The organism is Pseudarthrobacter sp. rb (assembly GCF_056389225.1).
The window spans coordinates 29,667-53,557 of sequence record NZ_JBWJAR010000010.1; the positions used below are offsets into that span (position 1 = coordinate 29,667).

Annotated in this window: 22 protein-coding genes; 13 read left to right on the plus strand and 9 right to left on the minus strand. The window is 65.4% G+C overall.

All coding sequences use genetic code 11. From position 1 onward, the window contains the following. Positions 1-44: 44 nt before the first annotated feature. On the minus strand, positions 45-1,541 hold the full coding sequence (locus ACWRN3_RS14245) for an S-layer homology domain-containing protein (protein ID WP_476741040.1): 1,497 nt from the start codon (positions 1,539-1,541) through the stop codon (positions 45-47). Between the two features lie 374 nt (positions 1,542-1,915). Here ACWRN3_RS14245 and ACWRN3_RS14250 point away from each other — a divergent pair, with 374 nt between their 5' ends. The 6 genes from ACWRN3_RS14250 (at position 1,916) to ACWRN3_RS14275 (ending at position 8,367) form a co-directional block, all read left to right on the plus strand. Next, entirely contained in the window at positions 1,916-3,403 is a 1,488-nt protein-coding gene (locus ACWRN3_RS14250) for a glycoside hydrolase family 30 beta sandwich domain-containing protein (RefSeq protein ID WP_476741041.1), read from the plus strand. Further along, the gene (locus ACWRN3_RS14255) at positions 3,363-4,424 is read left to right on the plus strand and encodes a golvesin C-terminal-like domain-containing protein (protein ID WP_476741042.1); all 1,062 of its coding nucleotides are present in this window, start codon (positions 3,363-3,365) and stop codon (positions 4,422-4,424) included. The genes ACWRN3_RS14250 and ACWRN3_RS14255 overlap by 41 nt, the downstream gene beginning before the upstream one ends. A gap of 339 nt (positions 4,425-4,763) precedes the next feature. Then, on the plus strand, positions 4,764-5,159 hold the full coding sequence (locus tag ACWRN3_RS14260; protein WP_476741043.1) for an Hpt domain-containing protein: 396 nt from the start codon (positions 4,764-4,766) through the stop codon (positions 5,157-5,159). Positions 5,160-5,515: 356 nt separating this feature from the next. Continuing rightward, the gene (locus ACWRN3_RS14265; RefSeq protein ID WP_476741044.1) at positions 5,516-5,881 is read left to right on the plus strand and encodes a hypothetical protein; all 366 of its coding nucleotides are present in this window, start codon (positions 5,516-5,518) and stop codon (positions 5,879-5,881) included. Positions 5,882-6,077: 196 nt separating this feature from the next. After that, positions 6,078-7,478, plus strand: coding sequence for a glutamate decarboxylase (gene gad, locus ACWRN3_RS14270; protein ID WP_476741045.1), 1,401 nt, complete (start codon positions 6,078-6,080; stop codon positions 7,476-7,478). A 19-nt stretch (positions 7,479-7,497) separates the two neighbouring features. Further along, complete coding sequence (locus tag ACWRN3_RS14275) at positions 7,498-8,367, plus strand: class II glutamine amidotransferase (protein ID WP_476741046.1); 870 nt, start codon at positions 7,498-7,500, stop codon at positions 8,365-8,367. Positions 8,368-8,388: 21 nt separating this feature from the next. Here the strand turns inward: ACWRN3_RS14275 and ACWRN3_RS14280 are convergent, their stop codons facing one another. Continuing rightward, positions 8,389-9,453 carry a sodium:calcium antiporter gene (locus ACWRN3_RS14280; protein WP_476741047.1) on the minus strand — a complete coding sequence of 355 codons (1,065 nt, stop codon included), beginning with the start codon at positions 9,451-9,453 and terminating at the stop codon, positions 8,389-8,391. 185 nt (positions 9,454-9,638) lie between these two features. Between ACWRN3_RS14280 and ACWRN3_RS14285 the strand changes: the two genes are divergently transcribed. Beyond that, positions 9,639-10,151: a hemerythrin domain-containing protein gene (locus ACWRN3_RS14285; protein WP_476741048.1), complete on the plus strand. Its 513-nt coding sequence runs from the start codon at positions 9,639-9,641 to the stop codon at positions 10,149-10,151. A gap of 38 nt (positions 10,152-10,189) precedes the next feature. On the opposite strand, the gene ACWRN3_RS14290 is transcribed toward ACWRN3_RS14285, so the two are convergent. Both ACWRN3_RS14290 and ACWRN3_RS14295 read right to left on the minus strand, forming a co-directional pair. Next, entirely contained in the window at positions 10,190-11,113 is a 924-nt protein-coding gene (locus tag ACWRN3_RS14290; protein WP_476741049.1) for a DMT family transporter, read from the minus strand. A 54-nt stretch (positions 11,114-11,167) separates the two neighbouring features. Further along, positions 11,168-11,851 (minus strand): VTT domain-containing protein, encoded by a 684-nt coding sequence (locus ACWRN3_RS14295; RefSeq protein WP_476741050.1) that lies wholly within the window; start codon positions 11,849-11,851, stop codon positions 11,168-11,170. 156 nt (positions 11,852-12,007) lie between these two features. Here ACWRN3_RS14295 and ACWRN3_RS14300 point away from each other — a divergent pair, with 156 nt between their 5' ends. Then, a complete protein-coding gene (locus tag ACWRN3_RS14300; RefSeq protein WP_476741051.1) occupies positions 12,008-12,664 on the plus strand; it encodes a peptidoglycan-binding protein in 657 nt (218 codons plus the stop codon). A gap of 6 nt (positions 12,665-12,670) precedes the next feature. Next, positions 12,671-15,112, plus strand: coding sequence for a zinc metalloprotease (locus ACWRN3_RS14305; protein ID WP_476741052.1), 2,442 nt, complete (start codon positions 12,671-12,673; stop codon positions 15,110-15,112). 17 nt (positions 15,113-15,129) lie between these two features. On the opposite strand, the gene ACWRN3_RS14310 is transcribed toward ACWRN3_RS14305, so the two are convergent. After that, positions 15,130-16,311, minus strand: a complete 1,182-nt coding sequence (locus ACWRN3_RS14310) for an FAD-dependent monooxygenase (protein WP_476741053.1) — start codon at positions 16,309-16,311, stop codon at positions 15,130-15,132. 205 nt (positions 16,312-16,516) lie between these two features. Between ACWRN3_RS14310 and ACWRN3_RS14315 the strand changes: the two genes are divergently transcribed. Further along, a complete protein-coding gene (locus ACWRN3_RS14315) occupies positions 16,517-18,625 on the plus strand; it encodes a transglycosylase domain-containing protein (RefSeq protein ID WP_476741054.1) in 2,109 nt (702 codons plus the stop codon). Between the two features lie 69 nt (positions 18,626-18,694). Next, a complete protein-coding gene (locus ACWRN3_RS14320; RefSeq protein ID WP_255173045.1) occupies positions 18,695-18,997 on the plus strand; it encodes a DUF4193 domain-containing protein in 303 nt (100 codons plus the stop codon). A gap of 22 nt (positions 18,998-19,019) precedes the next feature. Here ACWRN3_RS14320 and ACWRN3_RS14325 read toward each other — a convergent pair whose 3' ends face one another. Further along, complete coding sequence (locus ACWRN3_RS14325) at positions 19,020-19,421, minus strand: PDZ domain-containing protein (protein WP_476741055.1); 402 nt, start codon at positions 19,419-19,421, stop codon at positions 19,020-19,022. Positions 19,422-19,610: 189 nt separating this feature from the next. Continuing rightward, positions 19,611-20,063, minus strand: coding sequence for a hypothetical protein (locus ACWRN3_RS14330; protein ID WP_476741056.1), 453 nt, complete (start codon positions 20,061-20,063; stop codon positions 19,611-19,613). On the opposite strand from ACWRN3_RS14330, the gene ACWRN3_RS14335 reads away from it, so the two are divergent. Next, complete coding sequence (locus ACWRN3_RS14335; RefSeq protein ID WP_476741057.1) at positions 20,062-20,250, plus strand: hypothetical protein; 189 nt, start codon at positions 20,062-20,064, stop codon at positions 20,248-20,250. The two genes, ACWRN3_RS14330 and ACWRN3_RS14335, sit on opposite strands and share 2 nt — an antisense overlap. Positions 20,251-20,560: 310 nt before the next feature. Then, positions 20,561-21,895, plus strand: coding sequence for a DUF2254 domain-containing protein (locus ACWRN3_RS14340; protein ID WP_476741124.1), 1,335 nt, complete (start codon positions 20,561-20,563; stop codon positions 21,893-21,895). A 71-nt stretch (positions 21,896-21,966) separates the two neighbouring features. Here the strand turns inward: ACWRN3_RS14340 and ACWRN3_RS14345 are convergent, their stop codons facing one another. Continuing rightward, the gene (locus ACWRN3_RS14345) at positions 21,967-23,370 is read right to left on the minus strand and encodes a phosphatase PAP2 family protein (protein ID WP_476741058.1); all 1,404 of its coding nucleotides are present in this window, start codon (positions 23,368-23,370) and stop codon (positions 21,967-21,969) included. 44 nt (positions 23,371-23,414) lie between these two features. Beyond that, entirely contained in the window at positions 23,415-23,891 is a 477-nt protein-coding gene (locus tag ACWRN3_RS14350) for a MarR family winged helix-turn-helix transcriptional regulator (protein ID WP_255173039.1), read from the minus strand.

The following is a 23,891-nucleotide window of genomic DNA, read 5'->3' on the forward strand; positions in this document are numbered from 1 at the left end:
AATGGCAGGCCCGCACGAGCGTGAGGGGCCTGCCGCTACCTAGGTTATGGGTGGCCTGGCAAGGACTCGCAGGCTATTCGGTCGCCGTCGGAGTCAAGCCGGGCTACATCTCCATAGTAGGGGTAGTAGGTATCGAACCAGGACTGTGCCTGCTGCCAGGTGCCAAAATCTCCACAGTTTTTAGTATCGCCAGGGTTGGCCGGCTGGGTGGGTGCCGGAGGCTGCGTCGGCGGCGGGGGAGTGGTCCCCCCAGTTGTGCAGCCTCCGCCGATGGTTCCGGTGCCGCCGTTGACGAACCTGTACATGAATGCCGCCATGGCGTCGCGGGCGACGGCCTGCACCGGCTGGAAGGCGCGGCATCCGCCCCCGACGTCCCATCCCGTGGAAATGCCCTTGGACGCCAGCCAAGTGATCTGAGGGTAAAACTGGTTACCCGTTGGCACATCAATAAACGGGGACGTCACCGGGGGCTGGAACCAGGGGCTGCCAGCGGAGCGGTAAAGGAATGCTGCCATCGCGTCGCGGTTTACCGGTTCGAGCGGACGGAAGGTCTTCTGACCATCAGCCTCCGTCCATCCCGTGGAGATTCCGCTGGCTGCCAGCCATGTGATCTCTGTATAGAACTGGTTCGAAGGAGCGACATCAGCAAAAGGCGATGTGGCTGGTGGTGTGAAGGCCGGTTTTCCAGCCATCCGGTATAGGAAGGCTGCCATGGCATCACGCGCCACCGAGTTCAGGGGCCGGTACGTACGAGTGCCGTCTGCCTCAAGCCAGCCCGTCGATATGCCTTGGCCAGCAAGCCAGGAGATCTCACTGTAGAACTGGGTGGAGGATGTAACGTCCCGGAACGTGATGGGTCCTACCTGCGTGCCCGGCCCAGACGAGATGGCGACAGCCGGAACTGTAACTTGCCGAGCACCGCATGCACCCGCCACGTCGGAAGACAAGGCGGTTTGTTCCGCCGGGTCGATGCTCAGTTGCCAGCGATACTTGACGAGTATCCAGTCTGTTGCGTACTGGCATGCAGTACCCGCGAGGGGAGGCATCCATTCTGCCGGATCCCGGTCGCTCTTGGATAGATTCACTTCGTCAGTCACGGCTTCGAGAGCAACAGAAAGGACCATGTCATTGGCGTACTCCCGGCGTTGGTCGGAGCTCCAATTCCGTGCCCCCGACCCCCACGCTTCAGCCAAAGGGACCAAGTGATCAATGTCGACGTCAGAAGCGTTAATCCACGTTTGGCCGTCATATCTGGATAGCCATTGGCCAGTGGCAACGGTGCATCCGGAACCATAGGTAACAGGGCCTAACGATTCGAGTTTCAGTACTTCGGCTCGAGTGTTGCAGCCGTCGCCGTCCGCATCTATCCAGTGTTCAAAGTAGGAGCGGTCGTAACCGGCATTCGTTTCGGCCGCCACGTGAAGTGATGCGAGCATTGAAGCCACGTCGGTGGTGTCAGCGGCAGAGGCCACTTGCGGCAGCCCAACAGTCGCAGAGGCAGCCAGCACCAGCGATGCTGACCACGAAAGTATTTTGGACATGCATGTCCCCCATAAATAGGCACGCCAAAGGAGTGCAACAAAGCGGAGTTTTGATCAATCGGCATTCCGGCGCTGGGGTGTAAATGGCGACGCCGGCTACTTGAAACCGCCTGTGCTGAAATGATCGGTTTCCCGATCGAAGGCCGTAGTGCTACTGCTGGACAAAATCCGCAGAACTTCCCGGCGCCCGGCCTTCAGCCACAACTCTGGGTTTGTATCCTCAAGAGTGAGGGCTGTTTCACTCAAGAAACCCTCAAGGTTTCATCAAGTGTTCTTGGGCGGACCTTTTGACCTGCAGGGCTTGCGCTGTTTCCAAGGAGGCGCCCGGCAACCCTGCTCTTAGCATTGGGAGTCCTCTACTATATTGTCGCTTCATGCCCCTCAAAGACCCTGAACAGCGGCGAACCGGAAGCCCCAGCCGACGTACTTTCCTGGCTGGTTCCTTCGGAGCCGCGGTTCTAGCGCTGGGAACGCGCGAATTGCCAGCCATAGCTGACGGGGAGAGCTACGTAATCCGGTGGGAGCGCTACCGGCAAACCATTTTAGGACTGGGCTTCGAGATCCAAAGCGACTCAATCGGCTCCGGCAACATAGGTCTGCCGGAAGGGAATGCCTCGGTGCCCCACGACCTGGTTCCTTCTGAGCTCAGCAGGTTCTATTCGGAAATGATCCGCGGCGGCGGTGACAGGGGCTTCCGATACTGCCGCCTGGCTTTGGGACTCTATTTGCGGGGCATCTCGGAGGACGGCCGGAATATCGTCGGAAGATGGCCGGAGCAGATGAACGAGCTGCGGGATATGGTTGCGGGCTCAGGCCTGGAGGGGCTGTCGGTGGAGTATTGGTCCCCGGCTCCCTACTGGAAGTCCAATGGCGCCTGGGTTGGAGGAACCCTGAAGCACGAGGACCAAGGTTTCCTGTCGCAATTTGCCGACGCTGCTCTTCGTGATGTTGCCTATTTGGAGGAAAATGGCCTTCCGGTCATTTGGTGGGGACTTCAAAATGAGCCGGATCTCGAAACCACTTACTCGTCATGTACTTATACGGACAGTCTTTACTTCAACGCTTTCCGCACTGCAGCATCGCGTTTACGTGCTAAATACCCATCTATCCGTATTCATGCAAACAGTTTTGGCGGACAGCACGGCATAGGGAGTGCCGCCATCACATCCGATGACCGCGCACTCGCCCTTGTAGATGCCTGGACGTGGCACCGGATTGGGACGGACAGCCGGGAGCTTCACCCCGGCATGGGAAACTTCAGCGAGGGATCAATGGGGCGGGCCGTCTACAACAATGAATTCGAGTACTTGACGTGGGACGCTAAGGCGGCGCCTTGGTATACCGTCAATACGGCACAATCGATTATGAATTGGATGGTCTTCCACGACTCCCCGACGTGGATCTGGCTGCACGCGCTCAAGCCCACCTATAACGATGAGTCTCTGGGTTACTCGCTGGGCATTTGGCGGCCCTGGGATGACGACGATTTCTCTCAGTTTCCAGATCTGCCCAAGGGGCATTGGACGTGGAATGCGCCGAACTGGAATGCCATTTCCGGATTCCTCCGCCACCTGCCATGGAACGCGGTGCGGGTTGAAGTTGATGAACCACGGCTGGACAGCAACCGGCGCATCATGGCGTGGATAGGACCAGACGGGCGGCGGACGTTTGTGCTGACGAACAGGTCGGATACACCGCACCGGTTCGACGTGGAGGTTGGTACCGACGCTGCGTTCGGTGGAGCCCGGTACAGGCACGACATCAACAACCAGAGCCTAGGTGTCAAGGCGGGTATGAAACTGAGCGTCGAGGTGCCTGCATATGGGATTGAATTCTGGACGGAGCAATTTGAGTCACGCTGACAGGGCGATTGCAGCGCTTGGACCGCAAACATCTCCTACCTCTGACGGAGTCGAAGTAATTGTCGACAGCTCCCAGGCGAAGTTCCGGGGTTCATGGCGGACATCAAACTTCCAAAAGGGTTCTTACGGCTCAACGTACAGAGTCACAGACCGCAATCAGGGATCGGCGGATCCACGGACTGTGCAGTGGGTGCCGCCCTTGCCACGGGGCGGCAATTACACGGTGGCCATTTGGCTTCCGCCCCGCGGCCAGGACCGGGCCCGGGAAGTTAGATATCGGCTATTCCATGCGGGCTCGGTTTCAGAGTTTGTGGTGGACCAGAGCCAGGCAGGAGGTGGGTGGAAGCAACTGGGTCGGCAGCCCTTCTTCTTCGCTAATTCCGGCCAAGAGTTCCTCGAACTTCGCGTGGCCGACGTGGAAGCCAGCCATGACGGTGCGCCTCTCTACATCCAAGCCGATGCGGCCCGTTTCGCGTCCCCACCCCCTGCCGTCGGTTCCGCGCCGGTTGTGGCCTCGGTCGACACAGCGGTCAACTACGTTGAAATCAACTGGAGGGAAGTGGCTGGCGCAAGTACATACCTGCTGAGCCGAGCAGTCAGGGAGGGCCCCATGCCGGAAATCGCGGAGCTGACCGGAACCACATACCTGGACCTCGACGTCGATGGCGGCACTAGTTACACATACTCTGTGGCAGGAGCTAACGGCGCAGGGCCTGGACCAGCCACATTGATAAATATCGAGACACCGGATGGTCCGCCGCTACAGCCTGTACAGGGCGTAACGATCAAATCTGTGCGAGGTGTTCCCGAACTTTCCTGGCAACCCACCCGGGGCGCGAGCGCATACGTTGTGGAGCGTGGGCGTCGAAGCGGCGGCCCGTATGCCGCCGTCGCGGAAGTGCCCGGTCCAACGTTCCTGGACTTTTCCGCACCAAGGGAGGCGTTCTACGTTATCCGCCCCGTCAACGCCCACGGTCCGTGCGCAATACCGTCCTGGCAGGTGAACTGGCGGCGCCGGTAATTGGGACAAATGCTGCTTCGAAAAATCGTGGCCGCAATGGCTGCCTCCGGTTGGTGCCTCGCTGCGGCTGCTCCTCAACAACTTTGGGTGGCAGTACTGAACAGCCGGAGCGAAGCCCCCGGCGCCGGAATCGAGTACGGACTACTCGTGTGCCTGCGTGCGTCCGCCGCATATCGTCGGAGTGGGTTCGGAAATGGACTGACGTGCAAGGGGGAGCATGGATTTGGGCGTAAAGCCACGGGTGCCAGGGGTGCTGCGAACAGGAGATCACGACGGCGGAGCGTGCAGCCCGCCGTCGGGCTGCGGAGAGCATGCCGGCCTGTTGGCCGGGAGGCATCTGTGATCGACGAGGGCGGCCACGACCTGCCCCTGCTGGATGCCTCCATGCTGGCACGGCTGCACGCCGAAACCGAGGATGACGACGGGATCTGGCGGCTCTTTGTCAGGAACTTCATCGAACAACTGCCGTCCAAGATTGACGGGCTGCGCAGCACGCTGACCAGCGGTGACGTCCAGAGCGCACTGACCGCCATCCTGAGCCTGCGGACATCGGCGCAGATGGTGGGTGCCCTGCTGCTGGCCGGAATTGTCCTGGAACTGGAAGAGGCCGTGCGCCGTGCCGCGGCCGGGCCGGACCCGGCCTCCGTGCTGCCCGGTCTTGCCGCGCAACACCTTCGCAGGATCATGCACTCCGGCCAACGGACCAGGGACCGCCTGGAGGCCGCAATCAAGTAGCCGTTCCCGCACCAGTGGTGCTCCCTTCTGCGGTCTCCGCGGCGGCGTAGGCACGTATCCGGGCGGCGGAATTCGGGTACCACTCACTGATCAAATGCGCCCGCCGCGGACATAACCTGCATCCATGCTGAAGACATTTAGGATTTTCCGATCCGAGCCAAAATGCAGGTTTTGCGGCGGAACGCTGCCCCAAACTCCTTCTGCGGAATTTTGCTCCCGTGACTGCTACGACAGTTATCAGTTCATAAACCGCGATCCCCGCCACGGGCAATAGCCGAAGTGTCCCGGCGGATCCGCCTGGTTTCCTAAACGCTGCCGGACATTATCCGGGCGCCTGCTGCGATTATGCTCGAACCATGGCGATGCATGATTCTCCGGCGAAGCCCATGACCGCCGGGAACCGAGGGCTGTGGCGGCGGCGGATGTGGATGTGGATTGTTGCCGCGGGACTGGACGTATACATCCTGGGCTTCGTCATCGGACTCCAGCCTTCGGGTCCCCTCTGCGGCAGCCCGCTGCTGCGGGAGAGCCATGCGGCTGAACTGATAGGCCTGCAGAAGGCCGGCATCGGGGCGGCCGCCGTGTGCTACAAGAACATCGACGCCGATTCCGTCCCTGTCTGGACCCTCATGGCCCCGGGAGTTCTTATGGTTATCGCCGGAGTTGCTGTCCGGATCATCATCATCAGGCGTGCCGCCCGCCCTGAGCAAGCGGCGCAGTAAAAATTTCGTCAAGGTTTAGCCCGTGACGGCCGGATCCCGGCTGATCGGGCCTTCCCGCCTCCTACGTCCTGACGCGCCGGGGCCACAGTGACTGCTGCCGTTCTCCCCGGGTGCATGAATAATACGGAGTGCTGGGAACAGCGGATCTGCAACGGCAGGCGCAAGCCTGCCACGACGGCGGGCGAAGGAAGCAGACATGGCCAGGTCACACCGGAGCGCACGGCATGAGCCCGGGGCGAGCGTTGAGCTAAACCCCCTTTTCAGCCGGCCGGGGGAGTCCACCATCTTCCCCCGCTTCACCATTCCGGACGGGGAGTCCCTGCCGGGCACCGCGTACCAGGTGGTCCACGACGAGGTGATGCTGGACGGCAACTCCCGCCTGAACCTGGCCACGTTCGTCGGCACCTGGATGGAGCGGGAAGCCTCCCAGCTCTACGCGGAAACGTTCGATAAGAACATGATCGACAAGGACGAATACCCGCAGACGGCGCTGATCGAGACCCGGTGCTGGCGGATGCTCGCGGACCTGTTGAACGCCCCGGACCCGGCCGCCGCCGTCGGCACCTCAACGATTGGCTCCTCCGAGGCGTGCATGCTCGGTGGCCTGGCGCTCAAACGCCGGTGGCAACACCGCCGTCGTGCCGCCAAGCAGCCCACCGACTCACCCAACATCGTCCTCAGCTCCGCCGTGCAGGTGTGCTGGGAGAAGTTCTGCAACTACTTCGAGGTGGAAGCCCGCTACGTGCCCGTGTCCGCCGACCACCCCACGCTGGACGGCCACGACCTGGAACGGTACGTCGACGAAAACACCATCGGCGTGGTGGCCATCATGGGCGTCACCTACACCGGCGCCTACGAACCCGTGGAACGGATCTCCGCCGCGCTGGACGCCATCCAGGCGAGCACCGGCCTGGACATCCCCATCCATGTGGATGGCGCGTCCGGGGCCATGGTGGCGCCGTTCCTGCAGCCGGAACTGGTGTGGGACTTCCGGCTCCCCAGGGTTGCCTCCATCAACACCTCCGGCCACAAGTACGGGCTGGTGTACCCGGGCCTGGGCTGGATCGTGTGGCGGGACGAGAAGGCGCTCCCGGAGGACCTGGTGTTCCACGTCAGCTACCTGGGCGGCGACATGCCCACCTTCGCCCTGAACTTCTCCCGGCCCGGCGCCCAGGTGCTGCTGCAGTACTACCTGTTCCTCCGGCTGGGCTTTGCCGGCTACCGGTCCGTGCAGGCCAGCTGCCGCGACGTGGCCCGGTACCTGTCCCACGAGATCGGCGCCATGGACGCCTTCACCCTCTGGAGCGACGGGTCCGACATCCCGGTCTTCGCCTGGCAGCTCACCGACGGCCACACCCGCAACTGGAACCTGCACCACCTCTCCGAGCGCCTGCGCATGAACGGCTGGCTGGTCCCGGCCTATCCGCTGCCCGACGGGCTCAGCGGCATCACGGTGCAGCGGATCGTGGTCCGCAACGGCTTCACCCGCGACCTGGCCGCCAGCTTCCTGGCCGACCTCCAGAAGGAAGTGGCCTACCTGGATGCGTTGACGGCGCCCATGCCCACGGAGCAGCAGAAGGAAGCATTCCACCACTAGCTTGGTCCAAGGAGTGTCCATGTGCCGGTTGTTCGGGCTCCACGCAGGGTCCCGGCCCGTCCGCGCCACCTTCTGGCTGCTGGACGCCCCGGACAGCCTGTCCGAGCAGAGCAGGAGGGAGCCCGATGGCGCGGGGATCGGCACGTTTGAGGCCGACGGCGGCGCGCGGGTCAGCAAACGGCCACTCGCCGCATGGGAGGATCACGCCTTTGCCCGGGAGGCACGGCAGCTGGTGAGCACCACCTTCCTGGCCCACGTCCGGTACGCCAGCACGGGCGCGCACACCCTGGTGAACACGCACCCGTTCGAGCAGGACGGGCGGCTGTTCGCCCACAATGGCGCCTTCCACGGGCTGGACCGGCTCGATGCGCGGTTGTCTGCTCTGGGGGTGGCGGGCCTGGTGCAGGGCCAAACCGACAGCGAACGCCTCTTCGCCCTGATCACGGGGGAGAGCCGCCGGGCGGGCGGGGACGTGGCGGAAGGAATCGCACGCGCCGTGGGCTGGATCGCCGCGGAGCTTCCCGTCCTGGCCCTGAACCTGATCGTCACCACGGCCACCGATCTCTGGGCGCTCCGCTACCCGGCAACCCACCCGCTGTTCATCCTGGAGCGCGACCCGTCGGCGGAGCCGGCCCCGGCGGCACCGCTGGATGCGCGGAGCCACCGGATCCACTCGCGAAGCACCGAACTGTCGGGATCCCGTTCAGTGCTCTTTGCCACCGAACCCATGGACCACAATCCCGGCTGGCGTCCGCTGGCGCCGGGGGAGCTGGTGCACGTTGGTCCGGACCTGGCGGTGACCTGCACCTTTCCGTTCCCGGACCAACCTGCCCGCCCGCTCACGCTCGCCGACCTGGATCCGTCCGCGGCGGCGTCGCAAACGTCCTGACGGGGCGCGTGCCTGCGGCGGTCAGGACATCGTGGCGACGGCGAACAGTCCGGCGACTCCCACGAGGTACAGGACCAGGACCACCAGTGAGTCCATGCCCATGCCCAGGTGCTTCTTTTTCGGACGGAACAGCAGGCCCAGCAGGTACGTCAGGGTCAGCAGGATCGCCAGGGCGGTGAGGTAGATGTCCGTCGCCTGGGCCTGGGGCAGGACCGGTTTGCCGGTGATGAGGACCGCCACCAGGAACAGGACCGGGAGGAACGCGTTGCCGCCGAAGATGTCGCTGAAGGCCAGCTTGTAGTCGCCCTGCTTCACGGACGCCAGGCCGGTGGAGATCTCGGGAAGGGAGGTGGCCAGGGCCAGGAAAGTGGCGCCGAACAGGACGCCGGACAGGCCGATATGCCCGGCGATCGCGTCACCGCTGCGTTCAAGGACGACGCCGGCCCCCAAGGTTGCCAGGGCCGCCACGGCGAAGATCAGGGCTGACTTAGCCGTGCTGATGTGCCGGTTCTTATCTGCGGCCTTCTTCTTGGAGTGGCCCTTGGGCTCGTCCTGCCCGCCCGGGGCGTCGCCCTGCTGGTGCCAGGGCAGCCCCTTTTGGGAGCGCTGGACCAGGACAAGCCCAAGGATCCAGATCACGGCGATCAGCACCGCGGCAGGGGTCAGGTGCAACGCCACCAGCGAGCCCGGCATCTGGCTGCCGGCGATCACCACGCCCAGCACCGCGATGACCGTGACGGCTTCGATGACCAGGGTCAGGGACGCCGCCTTGTAGCTGAGCGGATCGGTGCCTTTGGTTCCAAAAACGTCCAGGATCACCAGCACCACAGTCTGGATGGCGATGCCGCCCAGGATGTTTCCCACCGCCACGCCGATGTTGTTGGACAGGGCAGCGCTGACGGTGATGGCGATCTCCGGCAGGTTGGTGGCGATGGCCAGCAGGATCAGCCCGCCCAGGGCCGAACCAAGGTGGAGCCGGTCATCAAGGACGTCCGTCTGTTTCGACAGCTGGATGCCGGCCACCCAGATCACCGCCGCGGCACCGGCGAAAATCAGGAGCAGTACCGCCAGCGGCAGTGCGTCCATGTCTCGTCCTCCCTGCGTGGTTCTTGTCAGCGTCTTAGCGAAGACGTACCCACCGGGCGGCCCGCATCCGTGGTTGCTGGCTGGGAATGCGCTGGGAATCCATCACTTGCAGGGTGCGCTGGTGGAAGAAGGACTGGTGAGGGTAAGGATTAGTGCATAGCTACCAGCCCGCCGAGAGGACCCCCATGGACATCGTTGAAGTGATTTTGAATGACCACCACGAGCAGCGGCGCCTGTTCGCCCTGCTCGATGAAATGCATGCCAGCGAAACATCCAGCCTGGAAGCGGTGTGGAAGCGCATGCGCATCCTGCTGGAAGTCCATGCCAAGGCAGAGGAGGAGCTCTTCTACCCGGAACTCCTGGAACTGGGGAAGGGCGCCGGCGGAAAGGACTCGGCCGAGGACGAAACCACCGACGCGATCCACGACCACAACGAAATCCGGGATGCCATCGCTGACGTTTCCAAGCACCCGACGGGTACACCGGAGTGGTGGGCGGCGGTGGCGAAGGCCAATGAAGCCAACGGCGACCACATGGCAGAGGAGGAGCGTGAAGGCCTGACCGATTTCCGGCAGCACGCGTCCCTGGAGCTGCGGCACCGCCTTGGCCTCGCCTTCAGCATTTTCGAGTCACAACATGCCGCGGGGATTGAACCCCAGGACGTCAGCCCTGAAGAGTACGTCCGCGAGCACGAATAGGTCTTTGGCTCCGGCCTCTGCTTGCCAGCGCCGCCGGATCAGCCCGGAGTGTGCCCGGACTCCACCGCGGCCGGTTTCTTGACAGTGGCCAGCAGCAGGACTCCGGCGACGGCGATGGCTCCCGACAGGAGGAACAGGACAATGGCCAGCGGCGGTGCTGCGTCCGCTTCACCCAGGATGGTAATGCCGATGGCCACGGCGACGAGCGGGTCGATGACGGTCAGCCCGGCGACCACGAGCTCGGGCGATCCCCGGGTGTGGGCGTTCTGGACCAGGAAGCTGCCGGCCAGCCCGGCAATGACCAGCCCCGCCAGGCAGGTCAGGGACAGCCATTCGAAGTCGCCCTGGAACAGCCGGGCGATCACGGTCTTGGCTAGCGCCGCGACGAACCCGAACAGGATCCCGGCGCCGGCGGTGAAGACCACGGCGTGCGAGCTGTGCCGCCACAGGAGATAGGCCACGGCGACGCACACCAGGACCACGGCGAGGACGATCAGGATGGTCACCAGGTGCCTGTCGCTGATCTCCACGTCCTCCGCGGACAGTGCCGCCACGGCAACGAAGATCCCCACCCCGCCAACGCAGAGGGCGACGGCGGTGAGCGCCCGGCGCCCGGGGGACCTGCGGGTCATCCGGGCGGTGGCCAGCGTGGTCACCACCAGGGCCACGGCACCGATGGGCTGCACCACGATCAGGGGCGAGAACCGGAGGCTGGTGAGCTGGAGCAGGATCGCGGCGCCCAGCATCGCCGTCCCGGCCAGCCATGCCGGTTTCCGGACCAGTGCCTGAAGGCGTCCGCCGCCCATGCTGCCGGCTTTGCGCCCGGTGGCGGCCGGCTGGTCTCCCACAGCCCGGTGCTGGAACAGCGTTCCCAGGGCGAGCAGGACGGCGCCCGCTGCGGCGATGGGAATCCCCAGCCAATGGTAGGACGTCAGTGCGGACACGGCCGCGACCTGGATCATGATCAGACCTTACCCACCCCGCGCCCCGGATGATCACCCTGCCGCGGTTCCGAATTACTGGCTGCGTTTCCGCCGCCGGTTTTTGAGCAGCTCGATGCCCACCGGGATGAAGGACGCCAGGACGATCCCGACGAATATCAGGTCGATGTTGGCCCCGATCCAGTCGTACCGGCCAAGCCAGAAACCCAGGAAGGTGACGCCGACGCCCCAGAGCAGGGCGCCCACCGCGTTGTACGCAAGGAACGCCCGGTAGCTCATCTTTCCCACGCCTGCGGTCACGGGAAGGAAGGTCCGCACAATCGGCACGAAGCGGGCCAGGACCACGGACCGGCGCCCGTATTTGAGGAAGAAGTTATGGGCCTTGTCAGCGTATTCGCCGCGCAGGAGCCTGGACCCGGGCCGGTTGAAGACAGCCGGCCCCGCCTTCCTGCCGATGAGGTACCCGGTTTGGTCCCCGCCGAGCGCGGCAAGAAACGCGGAGCCCGCCAAAACCGCGACGGGGACCTGGATGGTTCCCGTTGCCGCCAGCAGACCGGACGTGAACAACAGGGAGTCCCCGGGCAGGAAGAACCCCACCAGCAGGCCCGTCTCCACGAAAAGGAACGCGCAAACGATTAGGACCAGCCACGGGGCCAGGGCCGGATCACGGAGGAACTGGTTCGGATCCATCCATCCGGGCAGCAGGCCGGTTACCGGATGGACCGTGGCGGCGGAGGCGGCCAGGATGAAGAGGTGCATGGGCTCAACTTATGCCACAAACCTTAACGCCCGCCTGCGCTGCCCCGAATGATCTTCGCAAAACTACTAATCATGCTTACCATTGTGGGGCGCGGGCTGCCCGCTGGGGGCAGAGCACCCGCGCGGCACCGGAGGTCTCACATAATGGACAACGAAATGCGTCCCCTGACTGATGAAGAACTGATGTCCGAGCAGGCCACAGCCTTGCCGGACAAGGAAGTCGCTTCCGTCCTGGACTTGAACGCTGACCTGGACCTGGGCATCAACGCTGCGGCCCCGATCGACCTGGCCGTGGCCGCCAACGCCAACGTGGCCGCGCCCATCGATGCCGCCGCTTCAGCCAACATCCTGTCCTACGGTTCCGACGCGCAGGCTTTGTCCAGCCAGGACGCAGCGATTGACCAGGGCATCACGGCCGACGCGAACGCTGATTCCACCCAGGACAGCGTGATCGGCCAAGGCGACGGCAGCGCTGACACCGGCACTACCGACGGCGGCACCACGGATTCCACGGGAACCGTCTCCGAACCCACCAGCACCGGCGGGCTGACCGATGCAGCGGGCGCGCTGAACGGCAACCTGCTCAACGTTGACGTCAACCTCGACGCCGACGCCGCCATCGCCGCTCCCATCAATGGTGCCGTTGCGGCCAACGCCAACGTTGCGGCCCCCATCGATGCGGCCGTGGCCGCCAACATCGGCTCCATCGACAGCCAGGCGTACGCCATCTCGGACCAGAGCGCCACCATCTCGCAGCACATCGACGGCGAGGCCAACGCTGCTGCCGGCCAGCAGTCCGACCTGCAGCAGTAAGCGCAGATGACCCACACCCACGGCGGTACGCCTCCCCAGGCGGGCCCGCCGTCGTCACCCGCTGCCCTTGCCCAGGAGCCGCCGGGCCAGGCCGTCACGACGGCGGGCGCCCACCGTCCTGCCTTGGCCGACGGTGTGCAGCTTCTTGGCACGGCGGAGGGTTCCGGCTACCGTGAGCCGCCGGCCCTGGTGCGCCGTGCCGACGGCCAGACCCTGCAGCTGACCCGGCTTCTGTACCTGGTGCTGGAGGGCGCCGACGGCACGCGGGACCTGGAGGCCATCGCCCGGCATGTCAGCGAGGGCTCCGGGCGGCTGGTCAGCGCGGACAACGTCCGTACGTTGATGGACTCCCAGCTGCTGCCGATGGGGTTGCTCCGGCGTGCCGACGGCAGCCAGCCGGAGGTCAGGAAGGCGAACCCTCTGCTGGGCCTGCGGTTCCGCTACGTCGTTTCCGATCCCGACCGCACGCGCAGGATCACGGCACCGTTCGCCGTGCTGTTCCACCCGCTGATCGTGGCGGCCGTGACGGCCGCGTTCCTTGCCGCATGCTGGTGGGTGCTCATGGTCAAGGGCCTGGGCTCGGCCACGCATGAGGCCTTCGAGCAGCCTGCCCTCCTGCTGCTGATTCTCGCGGTCACCATCCTCTCCGCAGGGTTCCACGAATTTGGCCATGCCGCCGCCACCCGCAAGGGCGGGGCCACCCCCGGGGCCATGGGCGCCGGGCTGTACCTGCTGTGGCCCGCGTTCTTCACGGACGTCACGGACTCCTACCGGCTGGGCCGCGGCGGCAGGATCCGCACCGACCTGGGCGGGCTGTACTTCAACGCCATCGTGGCGGTGGCCATCATGGGCCTGTGGTGGGCCACCGGCTTCGACGCGCTCCTGCTGGTGGTGGTCACGCAGATCCTGCAGATGGTCCGGCAACTGATCCCGCTGGTGAAATACGACGGCTACCACATCCTGGCGGATGCCACCGGGGTGCCTGACCTGTTCCAGCGGATCAAGCCGACCCTTCTGGGGATCCTTCCGTGGCGGTGGGGAAACCCGGAAAGCAAGGTGTTGAAACCGTGGGCCCGGGCAGTGGTCACCGTCTGGGTCCTGGTCACGGTGCCGGTGCTGCTGTTCAGCATGGTGATGATGGTCCTGTCCCTGCCGCGGCTACTGGCCACCGGGTGGGCCAGCGTGGGCAAACAGCAGGAGGCGCTGGCTGCGAGCCTGTCTGCGGGCGACGTCCTGGGAGTGACGGTGCGGGCGCTGGCCATCGTTGTGGTGGCCGTCCCGGTGCTGGGCGTGCTGTACATCGTGGTGCGGCTGCTGCGGCAGCTGGTCACCGGCTTGTGGCAGAAGACCCGCGGCAAGGTTCCCCAGCGGATCGTGGCCATGGGTGCCGTCGGGGTCCTGCTGGCGGGACTCGCCTGGGCGTGGTGGCCCGACGGCGGGACGTACCGCCCGGTGCAGGCCTACGAACGCGGGACGCTCAGTGATGCCACCCGGGCGGTCCTTCCCGCACGCGACGGCGGGGCATTGCGGCAGGGCGCTGCCGGGCGGACCGTTGCGTTGTGGCCTGCCGGGGCTGCGAAACCGACCCGGGACAACCCGCAGCTGAGCATGGTGCTGGTACCGGCTGGTTCGGCTCCGCCGGGGACGCCGTCAGCCGGCGGTTCCGCCGCTCCGGCGCCCTCCTGGGTGTTCCCGTTCGACCGGCCGGCTGCTCCGGAGGGCGACGGAAACCAGGCCCTCGCCGTGAACACCACCGACGGTTCCGTCCAGTACAGCGTGGCCTTCGCCCTGGTGTGGGCCGAGGATGGACAGCCCGTCACCACCACCAATGAGGCCTATGCCTTCGCCAACTGTTCGGGCTGCGCGGCGGTGGCCGTGGGGTTCCAGGTAGTGCTTGTAGTGGGCCAGACGGACGTGATTGTCCCCGAGAACCTCTCCCAGGCGGCCAACTACAACTGCCTGGACTGCCTCGCGTACGCCCTGGCCAGCCAGCTGGTGCTGACGCTCGACGGGCCGCTGGACGGGGACAGTAAACAGCAGCTCGAGGCGCTGTGGGCGCAAATCGCCGAGTACGGCCGCCACCTCCAGGACGTGCCGCTCTCCGACATCCAGACCACACTCAACGGATACAAGGAACAGATCACGGCCATCGTCAAGGGGTCATCGGTTGCCGGGGGTTCTTCCGGGGCAACGTCTCCTGCGACGGCCGGCCCCAGTGGCGGACCCACCCCCAGCTCCTCGGCTGCCTCGGGCGGCCAGTCCGCTCCGGCAGGGGCGCCGGCAGAAACCTTCGCTCCGGACCCTGCCGCGACTGGGGTGGCCACGGCGCCGGCCGGGCAGTATGGGGAAGGCGGGCAGCCGACGTCGTCCGTTGACTACCCCACAACGGAACCCACCGTGGACCCCGGCGCCGGCGCGACGCCCCAGACCACGTCCGGCACGGGCTGACCGCCCTTGGGCGCGCCCTACTTGGCGATGCTGCGCAGGATTTGGTGTGCAACCAACTGATCGACGCCGGGCAGGCGGGTTGCGCGGATGACCCACCTGCGCAGCAGGCGCTGGGTGTTGTTCCTGGGCAGGAACGTCGCTGCGGTCCGTCGTCCCGACTTTTGCGCCACCTCCACCACGGGGCGCCACTGCTGCTCGAACCGCGCCAGCGCCGCGCCGATGCCCCTGGTCCCGGTCACCGGTCCCAGAATGTCACCGAGCAGCGCGGCCCCGGCGATGGCCAGCGAGCCGCCCTGGCCGGCCAGCAGCGACACGGCGCCGCAGGCGTCACCCACCAGGACTGTGCGGTCCGTGTGCCAGCGGGGCATGACCACCTGCGCCACGGTGTCGTCATAGGGGTGCCCGGGGCACAGGTCAAGGAGCCTGTCCACCGCATCGCCCAGGCCGGCGAACTCGCTGCGGAGCCGCTGGCGGGCCGTTGCTGCCTCTTTCCCCGGTGACACGGCGTCCCGGTAGACCAGGAAGGCGGCCACCTCGTCCTGCCGGATGCCGTACAGCCCGGCCATGCGGTTGAGCGTGTCGGTGAGGATGAACCGGCCCCGGAAGCGCGCATTCAGGGCCGGATCGGTGACGATGAACGCCGCGGCCCGCATGCCCAGGGGCCGGAGGTAGTCCCTTTCGGGGCCGAAGACGCCGGCGCGCACCCCTGAGTGGATGCCGTCTGCACCGATCAGCACATCGGCGCCCGTCTCCTGCCGGAGGCCATCTTCGACGAGGACGTGTGCGCCTTCCCCGTTTGTGTGTGCCTTGACGACCCGTGCCCCGTAACGCACCCGCACCCTGTCGGCCGGGACGTCAGCCAGCGCCGCCAGGGCCGCTGCCTCGATGTCCGGGCGCAGCAGGCTCAGGACTTTCCCGCCGGCCAGCTTGGAGAACCGGAGGTAGTCGATGCTGCAGGTGGTGCGGCCTTCGGTGTCCACGTAGTCGGCGGACCGGATGTGGTAGGCCGTCTCTGCCAACCGGGGGTACAGGCCGATCCGCTCCGACGCCTCCACCCCGGGGCCGAAGAAGTCCATCATGTAGCCGTCGGGCCGCGGCGCCTGGGACTTTTCCAGCACCTCAACGTCCCAGCCGGCCAGGCCCAACTGGCGGGCCGCGACGAGTCCGGCGATGCCGGCACCGACCACGATGGCCTTCATGCCGGTGCCTGCGCGGAGCTGCTGCCATTTGCATCGGGGTGGGGGATTGAACGTATGCTGGCAAATAACATATGCACTACTACATGTAAGCAGGGGGACGCTGCGCTGGCAAGAAGCCGGGGCAGGCTCACTGGAGCACGCGGAGAAAGCACGAACCACCTGTGCTTCTCCGTTTGCGCGGCCAACGAGCAAAGGAAACATGTGCATGCACGTGAAAAAAGCGCTGGTACCGAAACTGCTGGCCTTCATCACGGTCTGCGTAGCCTGCGGCATCCTGGCGGCGGGCCTTTTCGTTCCCGCCACCGCGGTGGGGGCAACGGTTGCGGGCCGCTCCATCAGCTTCTTCGACCAGCTCCCGGCCGAGCTGGAACTGAATCCGCCGGCACGGAATTCGAAGGTGCTGGCGAAGGACGGGTCCGTCATCGCCACGTTCTATTCACAGAACCGCGTCCCCGTCAGCCTGGACAAGATGTCACCGTTCGTGCGGGATGCCATCATTTCCATCGAGGACGCCCGGTTCTACGAGCACGGGGGCATTGATCCCACCGGCATCCTCCGGGCCCTTGCCGTAACGGTCCAGGGCGGCCGCCAGGGTGCGTCCACCATCACCCAGCAGTACGTCAACAACATCATCATCGAATCACTGGTCGCCAACGGCAACGCGGACGAGGTGACCACGGGGGCGTCGAAAACCATCGGCGACAAGCTCCGCGAGATGAAGCTCGCCATTGCCCTGGAGAAGAAGTACTCCAAGGACCAGATCCTTGCCGGCTACCTCAACATCGTCTATTTCGGCAACGGCGCCTACGGCATCCAGACCGCGGCCCAGGAGTACTTCGGTATCCCGGCCGCCAAGCTGACCCTGCCGCAGTCGGCGGCCTTGGCCGCGGTGGTCAACAGCCCGGTCTACTACGACCCCCTCACCCATCCCGACCACGTGGTGGCGCGCAGGAACGTGGTCCTGGACAAGATGCTCGAACAGGGGCGCATCACCGCCGGCCAGCATGACCAGGCGGTGGCCGCACCCCTGGACCTGGACGTCCACCTCAGTGTCCAGGGCTGCGCCGCCGCGGCCTCCGCCCCCTACTTCTGCGACTACATCAAGCGGCTGATCCTCAACAGCCCCGCCTTCGGGCCGGACGAGGATGCCCGCCAAAAGCTCCTGGACCAGGGCGGCCTCACCATCCGCACCACCCTGGACCCCGGCCTCCAGCAGGTCGCCCAGAAGGAGGTCAACGCCGCCCTGCCGGCAACCGACCCGCTGCAGCGCGGCTCGGCCCTGGTCAGCGTCCAGCCCGGAACCGGAAAGGTGCTGGCCATGGCGCAAAACACCAACTACAACCCGGCGGCAGCGCCGGGGAACTACACCGGCAACCTGTCCCTGCCCGAGAAGGACGCCAACGGCAACCTCCTGGACGGTGCGGGCGGCTTCCAGATCGGTTCCACCATGAAGCCGTTCGTCTTCGCCGAATGGCTCCGGTCAGGCCGGTCCATGGCCACGGTCCTGGACGGGTCGGTCCGCGTCTACAAGGCAGGCTTCCCGTGGAAGAACAGCTGCGGTACCACCTCCGGCTCCTATGACCCAGCGCTTGGGCAAACCCCGCTGCCCAACGACGATCCGTACCACTACTACCGGATGAGCGTCCTGCAGGGCCTCTACCAGTCGATCAACACCATCACCTTCCAGACCGCCACGCGGCTGGACTTCTGCAACATCCAGAAGATGGCGACGGCGGCGGGCGTCAAGAATGGCCACACGAACCAGCCCTACGACCTGTCCAGCATTGCGAGCCTCATCGGCACCCAGGACGTGGCGCCGCTGGACATGGCCAACGCCTATGCAACCTTCGCGGCAGGCGGAGTCCACTGCGATCCGGTCGCGCTGGAATCCGTCAAGGACGCCCAGGGCCACGACTACCCTGTTCCTTCGGGCAACTGCACCCAGTCCATTGATCCGAAGGTGGCCGCCGGGGTGGCCTACGCCCTCAAACGCGTCCTGGTCAAGGGCTCCGGCTACAAAATCCCCGTCAACCGGGACCATGACATTTTCGCCAAGACCGGAACCACGGACGGCAACACCCAGACCTGGACCGTGGGGGCCACCACGGGAATCGCCACCGCCTCGTGGTTCGGGAGCTACAAAGGCTTCGGGCCCCAGTGGGCCAACCAGGACATCAGGATCAACGGGAAGTACTATGCCGGCGTGAACGGGTCAGACATCGCAGGCACCCAGTGGGGCCACCTCATGGACGCTGCCGCCGCCGGGTACCAGGGAACGTCCATTCCCGCGCCGCCGGCATCCATGCTGCGGTAGCTGGCCGGCGGGAACAACAACGGCGGTGGGTTCGTTGCACACGGGACTGCAAAGGAAACGAGGATAACCATGGCTGCTGATTACGACGAACTGCGGACCGACGTCAAGGAAACACAGGACCGTTCGCTCGAGGACCTCAAATCCGCCAACGCCCCGGATGCACGCAGCGTGGTCCGGGAGTTGGATGCCCCCGATGATGCCGACGCGCTTGGCGTCCCCGGCGGCGAAATCGTTGCCGAGGAACTCACGGTAGTGGTGGTGCCCGCCGCCGAGGATGAGTTCACGTGCCACTCCTGCTTCCTGGTCCGGCACCGTTCCCAGATCGCCAAGGAAAAGGACGGCCACCTGTACTGCACCGAGTGCGAGGGCTGACCGCTACCGCACGTGATTCGCGTCAGGGCTTGCCGGCGAGGCTGACAAGGGGAACATGAAGGGTCTGTTGCCCCGTGCCCCGCTGCACGTCGACAGCCACCGGCCGGCCCGGATCCTGCGTTCTGAGGCCCGCGAGCAGATCCGTGACGTTTCCGACTTTTATAGCGGCGAACGGCGTGCTGATGTCGCCCGCCTTCATGCCTGCCTGTTCAGCCGGGCTGCCCTGTGACACGCTGACTTCCAGGGCTCCTGCCGTGGTGGGCAGTGAGAACCGTTGGGCAAGTTGGGGTGTGATGTCAGTCGGGACGATACCGAGGGCTGCGTGTTTGACCGAGCCAGGGCTTCGAGGGGTGATTCCTTGGACGGCGGCATGTTGCGGTGGAGGCCGGAAACAATGCCGGCGGTGACCGTTTCCCCCAGCCAAAGGGGCTTACGATGACCACCGTCATAGAACCGACCTCCGGGTCCGATGAGGCGAAGCGTGCGGCCGGCAGGCCTTTTGGGTCGACCTTCAAGGCCCGCTACGCGGGGCTGGGGTGCTGCCCGAGCTGATTCGGATTTCGACGCCTGGGCGGAATCGGGTGCCGGGCTAAGGCGCTACGTCGGCGCGCGGCTACTTGGGCACATAGGGCGCGTACTGGGACAAGGTGCCATCAAGCACCGGAACATCCATGACTTCGCTCTTGCCCTTGGCTTGGAGGGTTAGGGCTGTGCGTGCGCCCGGCGGGTTTTCGGTGCTCTGGAGGATGTGTTCGGACGTGTCGAAGCCGATCTGTCCGTTGGCCGGGACTATCAAGTCCACACGGTTGTCCCGGTCCCTGATGACCAGGCGGATGTCTTCACTCGTAGGGTTGAAGATCATGCCCAGGAGGCGGCCCGGCTGCTCCTTGGCGGCGGCGACCACGGAAATGCTCCGGAGTTCGAGTCCCGCCAGATCGAGGTTGGCGCCAGGGGCAACGGACTTATAGTTCTGCACTCCGGAGTTGTAGCACCCGCTGACGCCTAAAGCCGTGCCAAACGCCAAAAGGAGGCAGAGCAGGAAACGGATGATTCGGCTGGATGACATGGAGGATTCCTTCCTGGACAATATTCGCGGAGATTGGCAGGCCCTGCCGCTTGGTGCGCGGGAAGGCGCAGGTGCGTCGGATGACCAGAGCTTCGAGAGCTGGGATCCGGGCATGGAAAAGAGGGATCCGGGGCCGGCCGTTGGCTGGCCCTATACGTTCTGGTGCGTGCGCCGCAGTGCCTGGTAATGTCCGGGCAATCTGCTTTGTGGCGCGTACCCGGGTAAACGACGCTTCTTTCAACTTCTTTTAAACCGTAGGTCCGTTTTGATGCTCCGGCCGTAACAAGGCTGTCAAGATTGCCGGAGCGTCATCACGACTGGGCAACAGCTGTCGCGAGGCCCGGGCCCGGATGAGTTATTGCCACTAGGCTGACTAACTCTGAGGGGCATCGAGCGGCGCCGGCAAGTACCTGCCCGGCACTGAAACCCCAGTCCGGCAACAGGCGGAGGAGAAGTAAGTCCATGGTCCAGGCGGCGCTGTTGAATTCAGGCCCTTGTTGAAAGGACGCGCGGCCCATTGGCTGGATGCTCTGCGGACACAGTTGTGGCCCTTGCCGGTGTTGGCGGTGGCCGCCGCAGTGGCACCCGGGGTTGCATTGCCGGCCCTGGATGCGGGCATCGACGGACAGCTGCCGGACAGCGCCAGGGTTGTGCTGTTCAGCGGGGGAGCGGAAGCGGCGCGGGCGGTCCTGCAGGCTATCGCGGGGTCCCTGATCACAGTGACGTCCCTGACCTTCTCCCTGACGGTGGTTACGCTGCAACTGGCCAGCAGCCAGTTTTCGCCCCGCCTCTTAAGGACTTTTACCGCTGACCGCTTTGTCCACGCCACCTTGGCGCTGTTCCTGGCGGCCTTCGCGTTCGCCCTGGCGGTCCTTCGCAGCGTCCGTGACGAGGTCAGCGGAAGCACGGCCTTTGTCCCCGAAATTTCGGTGACGGTGGCATTTGTGCTTGCCATTGCCAGCGTGGTGGGCCTGGTGCTGTTCCTGGCGCACCTTGCCCGGGAGATACGGGTGGAGACGATAATGCGCCGGGTGGACCGGGAAACCCGGGACACCATCGACCGCGTGTTCCCGAAGAACCGGCGGGTTGCAGGCGCCGTGCCCGCCCCGCAGCCGGGCAGTTTCCTCATACCGGCAGTATCCTCCGGGTTCCTCACCTCACTGGACAAGGACCGGCTCCTGGCGGCCGCAGTGAACTTCGGAGCCGTGGTCCGGATTGACCGGGATCCAGGGAGCTCCCTGGTGGAAGGGGTTCCTTTCGCCACGGCCTGGCCGCTGGAAATGGGAGCCGGCCATGGCCCGGACGCCCGGGAAGAGCTGTGCCGCGAGATCAATGCGGCAGTCGCCACAGGTTTTGAACGCACAAGTGTCCAGGACGCCGGGTACGGGTTCCGCCAGCTTGTGGATGTGGCCGTGCGTGCCTTGTCACCAGGAATCAACGATCCCACCACGGCGGTCCACGTCCTTGGCCACCTCTCGGCCCTGCTGTGCCGGCTCGTGGACCGGAACCCCGGGCCGGAGCAGGTCCGCGACGACGACGGCCGGGTACGGGTTGTGCTGTCGCTCCCCGGGCTGCCGGCACTGATGGACCTGGCCGTAAACCAGGCCAGGTACTACGGCGCCGGGGATCCGGACGTGGCAGGGCGTTTGCTGGACCTCCTGCGGGAGGTCGCGTTCTGTGACCGGACGGGCCGCTACCGGGACCTGGTAATGGACCACCTGGACCGCATGCGCAGCGCAATAGCCACGGCCAACTACGCGGCTTCGGATCGGCGGCGTCTGCTAGACAACGCGGAAGCCTGCGCCGCCGAGGTCCAGGCACGCAAGGGTTGACCAGGTTCTGTCCCGGATCGAAGTCTGTCACCAAGCGGTGACCGGATCAGTCCAGGCGGCACCCTGTGGCTTCAGCTTCGATGAAAAAGCCGAATAGGCTCGTGCCTTCTCCTGCCAGGGGAAGACTCCGGATCGGTGCCGGCAGCGGAACCGGGGGATGAACGTGCTTCCCCGGCAACCCGGACAGTGCGCCAGGTGTCCAACGCGATGACCGCGCCAATAATCGCCAGGGACAGGAACATGGAGGCAAACGCATCGGTCAGCCAGTGATACCCCAGGTACAGTCGGCTCAAGGTCACCAGCCCGATGCCGAGCACCGCGGCCACGGACCACAGGGCCCCCGCAAGGCGCTTGCCCTGGCGCCGTGATGTGACGAGGTATGCCAGGACCAGCAGGAAGTCGCATGCGCCCAACACATGGCCCGAGGGAAACGAGAAGCTGGGGTCGGGTTCCAGGAGCATGGCATCCACCGGCGGCCGGGACCGTTGGACCATGGGCAGGATGATCTGCGAAATGATGACGCCGGCCACCATTGCTCCGACGAAAAGCAGGGGCCGCCACGCATGCCTTTCCGCGAAGGTCCAGGCGACGGCGACCACCAGGACAATGATGGGCATGGCCACCGGCCCAAACACCCGCGCCACTGGCGTCATGGCCGCGGTCAGCACATCCGACCGGTGCGAAAGAAGCCACTGCCGGACGGGTTGGTCCAAGGCACTCAGCCCATCACTGTGGACGACACCCCACAGGGTGAGGGCGAAGAGCGCCGCGCCCGCCAGGACCAGCGCCCCGGCTGCGATGTAGTAGCCGCGCCGTACGCGGGCGGATACGTGCCGGTGGTGAACGGAGAACAAGTGGTGGACGCCCCCGTGGCCGGCCCTGGCCACCATCGTCGCAGAAGGCCCTGCGTGCTCCGTCCCGCGGGCTCGTTTCTGAGGCCCTTCCGGAATTGGTTGGCTGTCCGTCCAGGGAACGTCAGCCAGGATGCGCGGGTCAAGGTCCACGCCCAGCCTGAGTACGCTGATTTCCCCGGTGGTTTCGAGGACAACGCAGGCCACCTCGTCCAGGTTCCTTACTCCCGCCAGGCGGAGAGTGGGCCAGAGGTCAGCTTCGGTCAGGTGCACCTTGTGCAGGTTTTGGTGGATGATGGTGCCGCCCGACATGAGCAGTACCGGGCGGTTTTGCAGAAAGCGCTCAGCCACCCGCCATCGTTTCAGCTGTCCCGTGACGGCCTGCATCCCGAAGAGGCTCAGCAGGGCCAGGAGGCCGGCCCCAAGCGTAGGTGTGTAGCCAAGGGCCGCCCGGCCAATGACGGCGCCCAACGCCACGATGGTGGCGAGGTCTGAACTTGCCACGCGTGCCAGCACCCGCTGCCCCAGCATGCGGACCAGGACCACCAGCGCAAGGTACATCCCGACAGTGGACAGCACCACTTCGAGGGCCTGCTGCGGCGTGAGTGTCAGTTCCTCCCACATGGCGTGCCTCTTCCTATGCGGGCCGCCGGGAACCTGTACCGGGCCTAGATTCCCAGCAAAAGGCTCTCGGCGGCGGACGGCTCCCCGGCGGCCAGGGCGAACAGTTCAAAACCGGCGGCAACCTTTGCCTGTTCCTCCGGCGACAGGCCGGTAAGCACCTGGGCGATCTCCCGGCGCCGGGCCTGTGTCACGTCCTCCACGATCCGCAGCCCCTGTGCGGTCGCGGAGACCATGACTTCACGCCGGCTGCCGGGGCTCTGTTCCCGCACCAGCAGCCCCGCCGTTTCCAGCCTGTCCGCGGTCCTGCTGAAGCTTGACTGGTGGACACCGAGGAGCTGTGCCAGATCGCCCATACGGGCGGGCCCCCTGGAAGCCAGCAGCACCAGGACACGGAACTGTGGAAGCGTGACGGCGTCCGCTACTCCTGCCAGGGAGCGGGCGACCAGTCCAAGCAGGGCCCTGGACGCGGTGAGGGTCCGTTCCAACGCTTCATCGTGTCCAGGCGCACCTTGCGTACCCAT

What these genes read in the sequence shown, in the direction of transcription:
- ACWRN3_RS14245 (WP_476741040.1), bottom strand. Translation starts at nt 1,541, where the DNA reads ATGTCCAAAATACTTTCGTGGTCAGCATCGCTGGTGCTGGCTGCCTCT.
- ACWRN3_RS14250 (WP_476741041.1), top strand. Translation starts at nt 1,916, where the DNA reads ATGCCCCTCAAAGACCCTGAACAGCGGCGAACCGGAAGCCCCAGCCGA.
- ACWRN3_RS14255 (WP_476741042.1), top strand. Translation starts at nt 3,363, where the DNA reads ATGGGATTGAATTCTGGACGGAGCAATTTGAGTCACGCTGACAGGGCG.
- ACWRN3_RS14265 (WP_476741044.1), top strand. Translation starts at nt 5,516, where the DNA reads ATGGCGATGCATGATTCTCCGGCGAAGCCCATGACCGCCGGGAACCGA.
- gad (WP_476741045.1), top strand. Translation starts at nt 6,078, where the DNA reads ATGGCCAGGTCACACCGGAGCGCACGGCATGAGCCCGGGGCGAGCGTT.
- ACWRN3_RS14275 (WP_476741046.1), top strand. Translation starts at nt 7,498, where the DNA reads ATGTGCCGGTTGTTCGGGCTCCACGCAGGGTCCCGGCCCGTCCGCGCC.
- ACWRN3_RS14280 (WP_476741047.1), bottom strand. Translation starts at nt 9,453, where the DNA reads ATGGACGCACTGCCGCTGGCGGTACTGCTCCTGATTTTCGCCGGTGCC.
- ACWRN3_RS14285 (WP_476741048.1), top strand. Translation starts at nt 9,639, where the DNA reads ATGGACATCGTTGAAGTGATTTTGAATGACCACCACGAGCAGCGGCGC.
- ACWRN3_RS14290 (WP_476741049.1), bottom strand. Translation starts at nt 11,113, where the DNA reads ATGATCCAGGTCGCGGCCGTGTCCGCACTGACGTCCTACCATTGGCTG.
- ACWRN3_RS14295 (WP_476741050.1), bottom strand. Translation starts at nt 11,851, where the DNA reads ATGCACCTCTTCATCCTGGCCGCCTCCGCCGCCACGGTCCATCCGGTA.
- ACWRN3_RS14300 (WP_476741051.1), top strand. Translation starts at nt 12,008, where the DNA reads ATGCGTCCCCTGACTGATGAAGAACTGATGTCCGAGCAGGCCACAGCC.
- ACWRN3_RS14305 (WP_476741052.1), top strand. Translation starts at nt 12,671, where the DNA reads ATGACCCACACCCACGGCGGTACGCCTCCCCAGGCGGGCCCGCCGTCG.
- ACWRN3_RS14310 (WP_476741053.1), bottom strand. Translation starts at nt 16,311, where the DNA reads ATGAAGGCCATCGTGGTCGGTGCCGGCATCGCCGGACTCGTCGCGGCC.
- ACWRN3_RS14315 (WP_476741054.1), top strand. Translation starts at nt 16,517, where the DNA reads ATGCACGTGAAAAAAGCGCTGGTACCGAAACTGCTGGCCTTCATCACG.
- ACWRN3_RS14320 (WP_255173045.1), top strand. Translation starts at nt 18,695, where the DNA reads ATGGCTGCTGATTACGACGAACTGCGGACCGACGTCAAGGAAACACAG.
- ACWRN3_RS14335 (WP_476741057.1), top strand. Translation starts at nt 20,062, where the DNA reads ATGGAGGATTCCTTCCTGGACAATATTCGCGGAGATTGGCAGGCCCTG.
- ACWRN3_RS14330 (WP_476741056.1), bottom strand. Translation starts at nt 20,063, where the DNA reads ATGTCATCCAGCCGAATCATCCGTTTCCTGCTCTGCCTCCTTTTGGCG.
- ACWRN3_RS14345 (WP_476741058.1), bottom strand. Translation starts at nt 23,370, where the DNA reads ATGTGGGAGGAACTGACACTCACGCCGCAGCAGGCCCTCGAAGTGGTG.
- ACWRN3_RS14350 (WP_255173039.1), bottom strand. Translation starts at nt 23,891, where the DNA reads ATGGGTACGCAAGGTGCGCCTGGACACGATGAAGCGTTGGAACGGACC.